Here is a 12,570-nt window from a genome sequence, read left to right as displayed (position 1 = left end):
TAGTATTTTGTTAGTCAACCTCAACTTACCTGCACGGCCGTAGCAGGTTAAGCTGCGGCTTACATTATTATTATCGACAGAACTTTAGCGGATGTTTACTGTTTTGAAAAAATATTTTTTGACTTATTTTCTCCCGAAAAACGTTCATGAGCCAATGCTCTCAAACCTTGGTCACCGTATTATGTTTTTTCTTTGCTTTTTCTTTTCAACTAAGAACGAACCAGCTTTTACACACAAAAAATCTCCCCACTTAACAGAAGTCTATTAGCAAGGAGATCTCCTTTTATTGACTTTTTAGTTGGGCAATGTCCCGTTTGTTTGTTTGGATTTCTTGGAAGAGGAGGTTGATGTCTGTACTCATTTTGCGGTCGGCGAGTTCCAGTTTGTCAAAGCGCTGGTTTGTTTCGATTCTTAGTGCGGTCATGTCTTCGGGGTTTTTGGCAGTCGTTTTGATGAGTTGTTGTAAGAGTTCTTCATGACGACCGAGACATACTTCAATATTTCCAACTCTAGACTCAAGCTTTTCAACCTTCTCATTCATTTGCTTGAGAAGTGCCAAGATTTGATTTTCCATTTCCGTGTGACGTCACCTACTGCGTCTAGTATCAACTCATCTTAGTCAATGTCGAATCATAACGACTGTAAAGTAAATAATCGTTAATAATAGAGGGAGATAAAAGATACCTCCCCATGCATTAATCTTTCTTTGGAGGTTTTTGCAGAAATCCCTTCAGTGCATCAAGTGACACGGTTTTCGCAGCTTCACTATTTTCACTTTGGATCGCTAAAAAAACTTCTTTTCTATGGATATCGACATGCCGAGGGGCTTTTATACCGACCTTTACTTGGTCGCCTTCAATGGCAAGGATCGTTAGCTCAATGTCATCGCCAATTTGAATCGCTTCTTTTAATTTTCGTGAGAGGACGAGCATTTATTTCCCCTCCTTCGCAGCTGCTACTTCTTTAAAAATAGCGTGCTTCGTTTGGTAATGAGTGTCGCTCATAAGAAGTTGCTTACCTTTTTGCTTCGCTGCATTAATAATCACAGGTGCTTGAAGGTTTGCGGTCGTTCCAGCAAATGGCTCACGGACAGTTAGCATGACAAAGGTGGCAACCTCTTCTTGTTTTTGGATACCAAGCTCATCGATCGTTGAATCTGGTAGCTTCACTTGATAGTTCGGGACAAAGTCAAAAGGATTGACGACAACGAAAGCCACTTCAACCGTTTTCGTAGACTGAAGCACGAAAAAAGGCGTATTTTCTTCAAATGGTAGTAAGACAAAAGACGTTTCATCCTCAAATGCCGGTATCCCTTTGGCAAATGTGATGACACGTTGTTCATCAATTTCAATGTTTCCTTGGTACTTCGTTTCAATATTCATCGTTTCACTCACCTCATCCATCCAACTCTATTTTCCTCATTGTACCATATACCCTCGTGCCCACACGACGCGGGTACTTGGCGTTGCTTACAGGACGTAAGCGGTTTTAGCGAAGTTTCCTTACCCTTAGGAAGTGAAGCTTATCTTAGCTAAGTTTGGCTTCTTGACTAAAGCCGCTTTAGCAAAATTTCTCTCCAAAGAAAACTTTCATTAGCCTACGCTCTCAACGTAGAATAACAAGCCTCCTTCTTTTCCTCTCCAACTAACCAACTTTTATAAACAAAAAAGCCGCAATAGCGACTTTATTTTAATTATAAACTTCGATTAACATTTACCCCTACAGCTTGAAACGATATTTGATTCTTCTGCCTCATATACGCTTCCGTTTGCCATTTTGGAATCTCAATTTGCGGTGCTCGGCGATTAACGGTAATTTCCGCTTCTTTAAAAGGCGCATTAACCGATATCTCGCTCGGTTGATAATCAAATTTCACTGAAGACATGGAACGTGGCATATTGGCAAATGTTGTTTGGACAGGTGGTCGCTCACCTTTTGCCTTTGCTATCTGAGCCAGGGCACCGTTGCCGTTCTCAATTCTCATCATTTGATTACCTTGCTGTACCGTTTTAGCGAGATACTCGGCAACGTGGCTTTCTGTTTTCTTTAAAAAGTCACTTGCCATTCGCAGCGGTGTTTTTAAGTTTGCCTCGGCAAAAGCTTGTGTTTGATCAATAAAAAGCTTTGAAGCTGTTTTGCTTATTTCAATCAAGCCCACATGCTCTTGATGAATTTGGAGATCCGCACTCTGCTGCCTGATTCGCATGTCAGGACGAGTGGAACGAAGACCAATATAAGCATCAGTTGCTTGAATATCAAGAGACGGCAATCGCATCTCCATCCCCCCTCCCTGCCCACAGGACGTGGGTACTCGGCGTTACCCACACGACGTGGGTGATCTTAGCCTAGTCTCCTTCTCGTCTCGATGTGGGTGATCTTAGCCGAGTTTCATCCCCTCTCGACGTAAGCAATTTTAGCGAAGTTTCTTTATATGATATCTAAACAAACTTTCTTTTCATTAATTAACGAAGAAAATCCATCAATGAAGGCTGTACGATTCTCGCTCCAACAGCAAGCGCGGCACGGTGCACGCTTTCTTGAATCGTTAAATCAATAATAACCTGCTCGAGATCTGCATCTTCATTATCAGACATGATCCTGTTTGCCGTCACTTCCTGCTCCATCAATCTGTTTTCCATCATTTGTACACGATTGACACGGGCACCAAGCTCGGCACGTTCAGCGACAAATGAATCAATATGCGTAAACATATTATCAATGTAACCTGTTAAATCTTTACCATTGACCGTTGGATCCTTTAGCGCTTGCTCTAGGCGAAGAATATCACCGAATAACGCATTGTTAAACACATTACTTGGGTTAATGCTCACTGGGATCGTTACACCTTTTAACAGTTCAATTTCCACGGTTTGTGTGTTAATCGAGACCGCACCTTTATCTGCGACAATCACATCCTGAGATCGAACATCTTTTTTTACGGCTTTCTCACTTGTAGGATCATTCGAATTATACGCTCGATTCGGTTCCGAAAAAGTTACACGTCCACCTTCTTGAACGATTAGCTGTACTGCTTTATCATCAAAATCAGCCTCTCCATACACAGGAGATGTTTGACTGACATCTTGAAAAATTTGCTTATTGCCTTCTATACCGACTTGTTTAAAAATCTTGCCGTCGTACACAACTTCTATTGCATTAAAATCTGTTCCAGTAGCAAATAATTTATCGACGCCATACTCCATTGAATTAATATCAATGACTGGCGGCTTCGTCGTATCTGTCCCATTAAAGATATACTTGTTGCTATTTTTTGTGTTACCAAGTGACTGCAAATGTTCACGTAGCTGCTGAACCTCTTTAGCCATATTTGCGCGCTCACCGGCATTGTATGAATCATTCGCTGCCTGTGTCGCAATCTCTCGAATACGACGCAACGTTTCAGTTCCTTGATCAAGCGCGGCATCAGCTGTGTCCATCCAGTTGTACGCCTCACCTAAGTTTCGCTTAAACTGCTCAACCTCCGTCACCTGCGTACGATAACGCATTCCTTTCATCGCAACCACTGGATCTTGCGAAGCACGAGTGATCTTCTTCCCCGTCGCTAGTTGGTCTTGAATGGTAGCAAGACGATTATATCCCTGATTGATATGACTTAATGAACTGTTCGCTAGCATCGTTTGAGTAACGCGCATCTATTTTTCACCTATCCTTTATCTACCGACTACACCCATATTATTAATAATCCGATCAAGCATTTCATCTACCATCGTAATGTTTCGGGCAGCGGCATTATATGCGTGCTGGAATTGAATCATTAACGTCATTTCTTCATCAAGCGAGACGTTACTAACAGATTGACGTCTAAAATCAACACTATCTTTTAGAGATGATGAGCTAGCAAGCATTCGAGTTGCTTCTTGTGTATCAACAGCCATATCACCGATGACACTTTGGTAGTAACTGCCAATCGTACCAGAGCTTCCATTGAAATCCATGATGATGCCTTTCATATCAGCAAGTCGCTTCGCATTCGAGCCATCACCAGCAAATGCTTGAGGAAGAGCATTAAAGCTATCAACTGTTACTCCACCATCATCCTTTAGAGTACCCCTAAGAAGATCTTGAAGATTGGCGTATGCTGTAGCAGTTTTAGGAGACGTAGTGATCCACTTCTCGTAAGCCTCCCTAGGACTACCGTAGTTGACTCCGCCTAATGTAAAAGCACCGCTATCATTTAACGAATCCACATTCACACTCGCAACCGCGATGTTATCTCTACTTGCGATAATATTGTCATGAATTTTAATAGACTTCGCTGCATCACCAGAACCTAAATCAAAAAACAATCCACCATTTTTAACGTTTCCATTGTTATCTGCAAGCGTAAAACCAAGTTGATGAATATTGTTAATTTCTTTCGCAAAATTCTCTGCCATGACATTTAGCTCGGCAATCATGTCAGGGTAAGTCCCTTGTACAATAGCAATACCATTTGTATCTCGATACCCATACCCATATGCATCAACTAACGCTTTCATCTCTCCACGAGGCATCTGATCAAGATCAATTGTGTAAGCAACAGAGCCACTGTTATCTGTAAATGAAAACGTATCAACAAAGTTGAAGTTGTCAGTAGTGTCAAATCCTATTGACATCTTCATATGTTTGTCTGCACCTGTCCCATCAACGAGTTTTAATGGAGTCAAATTACCTGCACCATCATCCTTCATTAAAGGATTCCCCGCATCATCAACTAAATACACCGTCGCAGCTCCTTCTGCTGCTGAGTTAGGCTGACCTCCACTTTGTTCACGCTCTACTTTAATGTTTACAATACGAGACAATTGATCAATCAGGCGGTCTTGCTCGTCATATAAGTCATTTGTAACATAACCATGGGGCTCTGTTTTACGAATTTGTTCATTTACGTTATCAAGCTGATTTAAGAGTGCGTTAACTTCCTTTTGGGTCACTTCAATCTCATTTTTGTAATCATTTTTGATTTCAGAGAGCGAATCATGTAAGTAATTAAAGGTTTCAGCCACAAATCGACCACGCTCACGAACAACGGAACGCGCCCCAGAATCTTCTGGATCTACTGTTAAGTCTTGTAGTGATGACCAAAAGAGGTCGATTTGATTATTTAGTCCTTGTTCAGACGGCTCATTTAAAATATCCTCCATCTTTTGAAGCGCATTAAAACGCGCATCCCAGTAACCAACCTTATTTGCTTCATTTCGGTATTGAATATCAAGAAATTCTTCACGAACACGTTGAATGGAACCAGCTTTTACACCTGTTCCAAGGTGACCTGGAAGACGAGGCGCATTTTTGCCGATTGATGGGTAAGGTTCTGTTTGCGAAAAATTTACTCGCTGACGAGTATACCCTTCTGTATTCGCGTTTGAAATATTATGACCGACTGTATGCAGGGCATACTGCTGGGTCATCATGGCACGTCTAGCTGTTTCTAATCCGTGGAAAGTTGATTGCATGAATTTATCCTCCGTTTTGGCCTATGCCTTTGAATCAAAAAGCGAGTGTCCAGTGTCGTAGCGGCTATCATCCTGTTCATGTGGCCGTTTGTAGCTAATGTCTTCTTTATGGGGAACCATTAAATCAAGGGAAAGGTTCACAAATCGCAACGATTCCTCTATTAACAGCTGATTCAGTTCATTTTGCCTCTTAAGATTTTGTACCTGGTTTAGAAGCTCATTTTGAATCTGCTCAAGCTGCTGCTCTTCTTCTTTCGTTGCATATTTTCTTATATCCGTCATCGTCGCGTTCTCTGTTACCTCTCCCTTAGTCATCAAGAAATTCTTCACGACCTTTGTTCGCAGTCCTTCCGTGGCTTGAAGCTTTCGCACGAGCTTTGACTCTTCTCGTACAAGCACCTCTAGGGCAGACATATCTCCTTTTTTAATCGGCTCAACTTTTTGTTCTCCAAGCGTATACAGCTCTTTGTGAATCCCTGTTAAAGATTCGATAATTTCAACAATTGCCTTCATCGACATGTCTTTCCCTCCTTGCTTCCACGTGCTTTTGTGACTAAGTTAAATGATTACTCATTCCAAAAATCATAAAATTTATTCGCGACTGCCTGTGGGTTCACTTTGTATTCACCAGCTTCAATCTGTTGCTTTAAAGCCTCAACCTTTTCTTGGCGTTCATTCTCAATGCGTGTACCCTTTTGCATTTCAAGCGCTTCAGTGGAAATTTCAAGCTTGTCACTCTTCGCTTTTAGATCAGCTACCATTTCTGCTTTGTCGATTTGTTTACGATATGGATTTTGCTGAACTGGTTGAAATGGATTAATTTTCATATCATCACCCCTTCTCTTTTATGGTTCATACGAAAACGTACCGATACTCTTGTCAATTATATCGGCACGTTTATTAAAATTGTTAATTACTTTTTACTAATTCGATCATTAAGCGAGTGATAGGTACCCACTGATCGTTTTTTCTCAGCTTGCTCTGCTGCAGCTCTGCGCTCTGCGAAATCTTTTTCTTTCTCAAGCTGCTCAAGTCCACTTGTAATGTTATCCTTGCAGCTCTCACAAACGCGCCCTTCTTGAATAATCGTTCCACACGATTCACACGGATAACCGAGGTTCGGAAATTGGCTAACAAGTATTCGTTTTTCACGGATAAACTGATGAATTTGTTCAAGCGGAACCTTCGTTTCTTCGTGAACTTGGCGAAGTGTAGCCATTCGGTTCTGCCTCGTTCTCATAAACTTCGATACTTTATCAAAATTATCCTCTTGCTCCCTAGAGCAATGTTGGCAAATAGGTCGTAACGCTTTAACAAAAATCTTTCCACACCGCGGACAATTTGCTACATCCTTCATACTTATTCTCCTTCCACTATTCCTTTTCCACTATTATAGCTTGAATTAGAGAGAACACAACATCCCACCTACCGAGCTACGGTTATTGATGCTACTCTGTTTGCCCCGTGATCCTTTAGTACTCGCGCCGCCTGCCTAACTGTCGTGCCTGTCGTATAAATATCATCCACAAGAACGATATTTTTTCCAACAATGAGACTTTTCTTTTCCAATTTCATCTGAAAAGACTGATTTTCTACTTGAGCAATACGTTGTTTACGGTTTTTCTTGCTTTGCTTTTCACCTGAATGTCTCATGAGCAGCCCTGCTTCTTCGGCCCAGCCTTGCATAAGTAAGACAGATTGGTTGAAACCTCTTTGCAGCAATCTCTCTTTACTGAGCGGAATCTCAATGGGTATATACCCGTTAAATTCATTTTTGTATAAAATGGCAAACTTTTCAGCAAAAAACGATGCAATGATTGCATCTCCACGGTATTTATACGTCGCAAGCCACTCTTTTAAAAAAGAGTTGTACTGATAGAGGGAGACATTTCGTTCGAGTAGATCTCTCGTATAAGCCTGCTGTTTCCAATTCCAACAGTCGCTGCACTCATCCCCCTTCACATATTGTATCGGCAATGAATCGAGCGACCTTGAACACCCGTAGCAACGTTTGCCCCCAATTTCGACAAGTTTACTCTCACAATCTGAACATAGCTGCGCTGGTGGATCGAGCATGAGAAGCTTATGCCAGCTTGCCTTTTCAAAAAACGGTTCATGACAATGAAGACAACGACTCATTTTTTCATTCCTTCCTGATTCATTGCTTGGATGTGGCGACGGGCAGCACGCATCGCTTGTGAAATACCGTAATGAAAAAAGACGATATCACCGTTTGGTTCTTGTGCGCTCCGACCAACTCGTCCCGCAATTTGCACAAGTGCGGCCTCGGTGAAGACATCATTTTCTGCTCCTAGAACAGCAACCTGAACACCTTTAAATGTTACTCCGCGCTCTAGGATCGTTGTCGTGACAAGGAGCGGAATCTGCTGATCTCGAAACGATTGTATGACTTCATGCCGCTTTGGATCTTCTGCGTGAACATGAGCATGGGTTATCTTTTTATTTTGTAAGATGGACGAAACGGTTTTGAGAGTTGAAATCGACGGGACAAAAAGAAGGGCTGGCTTATTTTGGCTATGTTGGTGATCAAGCCAGGATTTTATCTGCTGGGGTAGGCGTTTTTTCTTGAGTGTCTTTGACCAGTTGCCACACCAGCTAAAACGCGGATCTGGTAAGGGAAAACCGTGATAACGAAGAGGGATTTTAATAATGTCGATAGCAGGGTCTCTGAGGAGGGCTCGACTTGGGGTTGCACTTAAATAAATCGTTGCGGATGGATCTTTTTTCGCCTGTGTTACAGCATATTGCAGACTTTTATCAAAGGAGAATGGAAAAGCATCGACTTCATCAATGATCACGACATCAAACGCCTTGTAAAAGCGCATCGTCTGGTGTGTCGTCGCAATGACAAATTGTGCACAAGGATGGCGCTCCTTGCTGCCACCATAAAGAGCCGATATCAGAACGGTGGGGAAACTCTTTTTCAAGCGCGGATAGAGCTCTTTGACAACATCTGTCCGCGGCGTCGCTAGTAAGACTCTCTGACCCTGTTCAAAAGCCCGTTCCAGTCCACGAAACAGCACCTCGGTCTTCCCCGCACCACATACCGCCCAGACGAGCAAGGACTTCTTTTGCCAAATCGCTGCGATCACCGCATCGGACGCCTTTTGTTGACCAACAGATAGCTCGCCCTGCCACATTAAGCTCTTTTTCACTTGAGGCATAGGTTGTTCTTTGCCAGTCCAGCGATAAAGCGACCCGCATTCACTGACCTTGCCAAGTGACAAGCAATGCCTGCAATAGGTGCACGTCTTTTGACATTTTGCACAAGGATGCTTCGCAAATAAAAAAGGATCATCGTTTCCGCAGCGCCGACACATCATCCTCCCTTTCACGTGAATAAGGCCATTTTCCTGCATTAAAAAACCTGCGTTAACAAGCTGCGTTACTTCTTCACTTGAATTAGAAAGTTCCGAGCGTAATAAGCGTTTACCATCAAATTGCTGCCATGTCGTTGTCATTTTTGAAGCACCTCTATTTCGGGGAATTTGTAGGAAGAGAATAAAAAAGAGCATAACAACACGATTTGATCTCGTTGTCATACTCTTTGTTGAGGAAATTAATTTGATTTTTTATACCAGCCAAGACCGAGGCTACCAGCTCCTAAATGTGTGCCAATCACTGGTCCGAAATAACTAATATCGACCTCTACATTGTCAAAGCGCTCACGAATCGTTGCTGCCAGTTGTTGTGCACCACTTAATTGGTTGCCATGAATGACTGTCGCAATAAACTGTCCGCCTTGTTGCACGTCTGCTTCAAGTAAGCTCAACATACGAGCGAGCGCCTTTTTCTCTGTGCGCACTTTTTCAAATGGAACAATACTCCCTTTCTCGAAATGAAGAATAGGCTTAATTTTGAGGAAAGTACCGACTATGAGTTGAGCACCATTTAAGCGCCCACCTCTATGTAGATGGTTTAGGTCATCCACCATGAAATAAGCTTTCTGGCTAAGCTTAATCTCGTCTAATCTAGAGAGAATCTCTTTTGCATGAGCACCTGTTTGGGCCATTGCAGCTGCTTCTTTAACGAAGTATCCTTGCGGCGAGCAGCTTATTTCACTATCAAATCCGTATACGTCAATGCCATCAACCATCTCACCTGCACTGACAGCCGACTGATAGGTTCCACTAATTTTACTCGACAAATGAATGGTGATGACCTCTTTATAGCCATCCTCTTTAAGCTTTGTAAATAGCTCAACAAATTGACCAATCGCTGGCTGTGATGTCGTCGGAAGCTTTTCGACTATCTTCATTTTCACATAAAAATCATCTTGTGAAATGTCGACTTCCTCTTGATACGATTCATCGCCAAAGACTACATTAAGTGGAACCATATATATATCAAGCTTATGACATACTTCTTTTGGTAAATAAGCCGTACTATCTGTTACGATCGCTACCGTTTTATTCATGAAATAAATCCTCACTGTTCTCTTCCTCACGAAAAGGAAGGTAATCCCTATCCAAATCTAGCAGTTGGACATTTCTCTTATTTAATGTACACGCAAATTCTTTTTCTTACAATAGAAAACCTTAGCTGAGTGAGTGGGTAGTTGCTAGGTGGATGTGTCGAAAAATGATGATTATTGTCGCTTGACCGATAAGTGGTCGAGTTAGACCGAATTATGTCGTTGTTAGACCGAATTATGCTCTCACTCGACCGAATTAAGTCATCGTTAGACCGAATTATGTCTGAATTAGACCGAATTATGTCGTTGTTAGACCGAATTAAGTCATCGTTAGACCGAATTATGCTTTCATGCACCTTAAAAAGATCAGATTATGCTCGCTCAGCCTCTGCTTCGGCTCACATATCAAGCTGTACTTCGCCTACATGCACCCCACCTCAGCCTTGATCACCGCATTTTGCTTAATAATCAGACTTCGCCACAACAACATGCAGCTCTTACCCCTGCCTAAGCTACAGAAACCACAAAAAAGAGAGACCCGCCCTCCTCAGGCGACCTCTCTCAAGCTTGTCCCTATCTCACAATGACATAACCCTTTTTGATCGCTTCAACAACCGCTTGTGTACGGTCATTGACGCTCATCTTTTGCAAAATGTTACTTACATGGTTCTTGACGGTCTTCTCACTAATAAAGAGTGATTCGCCAATCGTGCGGTTACTTTGTCCATCTGTCATAAGTTGCAGGACTTCACACTCACGACGAGTTAGAATATGAAGCGGTTTGCGATACTCGACTTCGCGATAGCCGATGGATTCTTCGTACTCATCATCCTCTGTTGCAAGACGACGATATTCTTTAATTAAATTATGCGTAACCTTCGGGTGAATGTAGGCACCACCTGAGGCAACAACTTTCACTGCTTCTACTAATGCAGCGGCGTCCATTTCTTTTAATAAATAACCCGATGCACCAGTCTTAAGGACATGTGTGACGTAAGACTCATCATCGTGAATCGATAAAATTAATACCTTCACATGTGGAAATGCCTGAACAAGCTCCCGAGTTGCCTCAACACCGTTCATTTGCGGCATATTAATATCCATTAAAACGACGTCAGGACGATGTTCCTTTACAAGCTCGATTGCCTCTGAGCCATCTTCCCCGTCTGCGACCACTTCTAAATCTGATTCCATAGCGAGAATACGCTTCACACCTTCTCGGAATAGCTGATGATCATCTATTATCACAATACTAATTTTTTTCTCATGTGTCTCATTCATAAAATCACCTCTCCGCTTACACGGTAATATAATTAGAGCAATAACGTATGTGCATTCTTAGGCTGCCGAACCGAAGGGAATATCAATCGTCAGCGTCGTTCCAACATTCAGCTTCGATTGAATCGTTAACTCTCCCTTTAGCACATTCACGCGCTCTTTCATTCCAATTAGTCCAAATGAACCTTCTTTTTTCATCGCTGGGTCAAACCCTTTGCCATCATCTTTAATTATCATTATAACCTTTGTCGCTCTTATTTCAATTTTCACTTGGATTTCAGTCGGATCAGCATGTTTATAGGCATTTTGAACCGCTTCTTGAACAAGACGAAACAGCGCAATTTCAAAATGCTGAGGCAAACGCCGATCCCGTCCTAAATGACGAAAAATGATTGAAACGTTATTACGTTCTTGAAATGTACTCAAATATTTTTCCAACGTTGGAACCAGCCCTAAATCATCAAGGGCCATCGGTCGTAAATCATAAATAATTCTTCTCACTTCTGCAAGTGATGATTTTACCATTTTTCGCAAATCACGTATTTCACTTAACGCCTCATCAATGCCTTTTTCTTGATAGATTCGTTCAATCAAATCAGATCGAAGCAACACATTCGCCATCATTTGTGCTGGTCCATCATGAATTTCGCGTGAAAGTCTTTTTCGTTCCTCTTCCTGAGCCTCAATAATTTGCAGACCGAATGCTTGTTTCTCACGCGCATCCTCCATTACCTGACCAACCTGCTTCAAATCATTCGCGAGAAAATTATACACAACTGCCATTTGGCTAGCAAGCTCCTCTGCACGCTCAACGGTATCCTGCACATCAACTAATCGCCTTTCAATCTGATCACGACGATTACGTAGCTGAATTTCCTCTTGTTCAAGGATAGCTAATTGAATTTGATAATCATTCGCCTGCTCATAAGCTGTTTTCACTTCATCACTCGTATAATTACCAAAGGCCTTACTCACTTCGACAAGACGACTACGGGAAAAACGAGCATATAGCTGAGTTTTATCCGTTTTTTCAATAAGCGCCGCTACTTTAAGCCTCACTTCACCCAGCTCCCGCTTAAGTGATTCAAGCTCTTGACGTGATTTCTCACCAATTTCAAAAATCTGTTCGCGACTGTCTCCTACCGTATTTAACGTATTATCGATAATTTTTTCTAACATACTATTGTCAGTCAAAGCCTTATCACCAACCTCTTAATCCATTCCATTATAGCGATATAAGGGGATGACCTCTACGCTTTGCGGCTTACTATTTGCCACATAACGAGGTTTTCGCTATCCTTATCTTACATGATCCCTACACTCAATCATAAAACACCCTTTAAATAATGACCTAAACCTTAAGTACCCTATGCGCTAAAAAAGAAACGCTAGCATCTTTAT

At 42.0% G+C, this 12,570-nt stretch carries 14 protein-coding genes; all 14 read right to left on the bottom strand.

The annotated features are described in order from the left end of the window. Nucleotides 1-283: 283 nt before the first annotated feature. On the bottom strand, nt 284-574 hold the full coding sequence (locus IQ10_RS01820; protein WP_144448769.1) for a hypothetical protein: 291 nt from the start codon (nt 572-574) through the stop codon (nt 284-286). A 121-nt stretch (nt 575-695) separates the two neighbouring features. Next, nucleotides 696-932, bottom strand: coding sequence for a carbon storage regulator CsrA (csrA, locus tag IQ10_RS01815; RefSeq protein ID WP_144448768.1), 237 nt, complete (start codon nt 930-932; stop codon nt 696-698). Beyond that, nucleotides 933-1,382 (bottom strand): flagellar assembly protein FliW, encoded by a 450-nt coding sequence (gene fliW / locus IQ10_RS01810; RefSeq protein ID WP_144448767.1) that lies wholly within the window; start codon nt 1,380-1,382, stop codon nt 933-935. A gap of 311 nt (nt 1,383-1,693) precedes the next feature. Next, entirely contained in the window at nt 1,694-2,275 is a 582-nt protein-coding gene (locus tag IQ10_RS01805; protein WP_144448766.1) for a DUF6470 family protein, read from the bottom strand. A 187-nt stretch (nt 2,276-2,462) separates the two neighbouring features. Continuing rightward, nucleotides 2,463-3,653: a flagellar hook-associated protein FlgL gene (flgL, locus tag IQ10_RS01800; protein ID WP_144448765.1), complete on the bottom strand. Its 1,191-nt coding sequence runs from the start codon at nt 3,651-3,653 to the stop codon at nt 2,463-2,465. 18 nt (nt 3,654-3,671) lie between these two features. Next, a complete protein-coding gene (gene flgK, locus IQ10_RS01795) occupies nt 3,672-5,456 on the bottom strand; it encodes a flagellar hook-associated protein FlgK (protein WP_144448764.1) in 1,785 nt (594 codons plus the stop codon). A gap of 21 nt (nt 5,457-5,477) precedes the next feature. Next, nucleotides 5,478-5,975, bottom strand: a complete 498-nt coding sequence (locus IQ10_RS01790) for a flagellar protein FlgN (protein ID WP_144448763.1) — start codon at nt 5,973-5,975, stop codon at nt 5,478-5,480. 47 nt (nt 5,976-6,022) lie between these two features. Next, nucleotides 6,023-6,283 (bottom strand): flagellar biosynthesis anti-sigma factor FlgM, encoded by a 261-nt coding sequence (flgM, locus tag IQ10_RS01785; protein ID WP_144448762.1) that lies wholly within the window; start codon nt 6,281-6,283, stop codon nt 6,023-6,025. A gap of 86 nt (nt 6,284-6,369) precedes the next feature. Beyond that, nucleotides 6,370-6,813, bottom strand: coding sequence for a TIGR03826 family flagellar region protein (locus tag IQ10_RS01780; RefSeq protein ID WP_144448761.1), 444 nt, complete (start codon nt 6,811-6,813; stop codon nt 6,370-6,372). Nucleotides 6,814-6,881: 68 nt separating this feature from the next. Then, on the bottom strand, nt 6,882-7,595 hold the full coding sequence (locus IQ10_RS01775; protein WP_144448760.1) for a ComFC family protein: 714 nt from the start codon (nt 7,593-7,595) through the stop codon (nt 6,882-6,884). Continuing rightward, complete coding sequence (locus IQ10_RS01770; protein WP_242009661.1) at nt 7,592-9,019, bottom strand: ATP-dependent helicase ComFA; 1,428 nt, start codon at nt 9,017-9,019, stop codon at nt 7,592-7,594. The genes IQ10_RS01775 and IQ10_RS01770 overlap by 4 nt, the downstream gene beginning before the upstream one ends. Nucleotides 9,020-9,036: 17 nt before the next feature. Next, nucleotides 9,037-9,894 (bottom strand): DegV family protein, encoded by an 858-nt coding sequence (locus IQ10_RS01765; protein WP_144448759.1) that lies wholly within the window; start codon nt 9,892-9,894, stop codon nt 9,037-9,039. 570 nt (nt 9,895-10,464) lie between these two features. Next, entirely contained in the window at nt 10,465-11,172 is a 708-nt protein-coding gene (locus IQ10_RS01760) for a response regulator transcription factor (protein ID WP_144448758.1), read from the bottom strand. Between the two features lie 57 nt (nt 11,173-11,229). Further along, a complete protein-coding gene (locus IQ10_RS01755; RefSeq protein ID WP_144448757.1) occupies nt 11,230-12,363 on the bottom strand; it encodes a sensor histidine kinase in 1,134 nt (377 codons plus the stop codon). Between the last annotated feature and the right edge of the window lie 207 nt (nt 12,364-12,570).

The organism is Halalkalibacter nanhaiisediminis (assembly GCF_007830185.1).
Classification (GTDB): domain Bacteria; phylum Bacillota; class Bacilli; order Bacillales; family Bacillaceae_D; genus Halalkalibacter; species Halalkalibacter nanhaiisediminis.
The sequence above is the reverse complement of the archived record's forward strand: the minus strand, read 5'-3'. Positions and strand labels throughout refer to the sequence as shown.

Coding starts and splice junctions, on each gene's coding strand:
- IQ10_RS01820 (WP_144448769.1), bottom strand. CDS start 574: ATGGAAAATCAAATCTTGGCACTTCTCAAGCAAATGAATGAGAAGGTT.
- IQ10_RS01790 (WP_144448763.1), bottom strand. CDS start 5,975: ATGTCGATGAAGGCAATTGTTGAAATTATCGAATCTTTAACAGGGATT.
- flgK (WP_144448764.1), bottom strand. CDS start 5,456: ATGCAATCAACTTTCCACGGATTAGAAACAGCTAGACGTGCCATGATG.
- IQ10_RS01780 (WP_144448761.1), bottom strand. CDS start 6,813: ATGAAGGATGTAGCAAATTGTCCGCGGTGTGGAAAGATTTTTGTTAAA.
- flgL (WP_144448765.1), bottom strand. CDS start 3,653: ATGCGCGTTACTCAAACGATGCTAGCGAACAGTTCATTAAGTCATATC.
- fliW (WP_144448767.1), bottom strand. CDS start 1,382: ATGAATATTGAAACGAAGTACCAAGGAAACATTGAAATTGATGAACAA.
- IQ10_RS01765 (WP_144448759.1), bottom strand. CDS start 9,894: ATGAATAAAACGGTAGCGATCGTAACAGATAGTACGGCTTATTTACCA.
- IQ10_RS01760 (WP_144448758.1), bottom strand. CDS start 11,172: ATGAATGAGACACATGAGAAAAAAATTAGTATTGTGATAATAGATGAT.
- flgM (WP_144448762.1), bottom strand. CDS start 6,283: ATGAAAATTAATCCATTTCAACCAGTTCAGCAAAATCCATATCGTAAA.
- IQ10_RS01805 (WP_144448766.1), bottom strand. CDS start 2,275: ATGCGATTGCCGTCTCTTGATATTCAAGCAACTGATGCTTATATTGGT.
- csrA (WP_144448768.1), bottom strand. CDS start 932: ATGCTCGTCCTCTCACGAAAATTAAAAGAAGCGATTCAAATTGGCGAT.
- IQ10_RS01770 (WP_242009661.1), bottom strand. CDS start 9,019: ATGACAACGAGATCAAATCGTGTTGTTATGCTCTTTTTTATTCTCTTC.
- IQ10_RS01775 (WP_144448760.1), bottom strand. CDS start 7,595: ATGAGTCGTTGTCTTCATTGTCATGAACCGTTTTTTGAAAAGGCAAGC.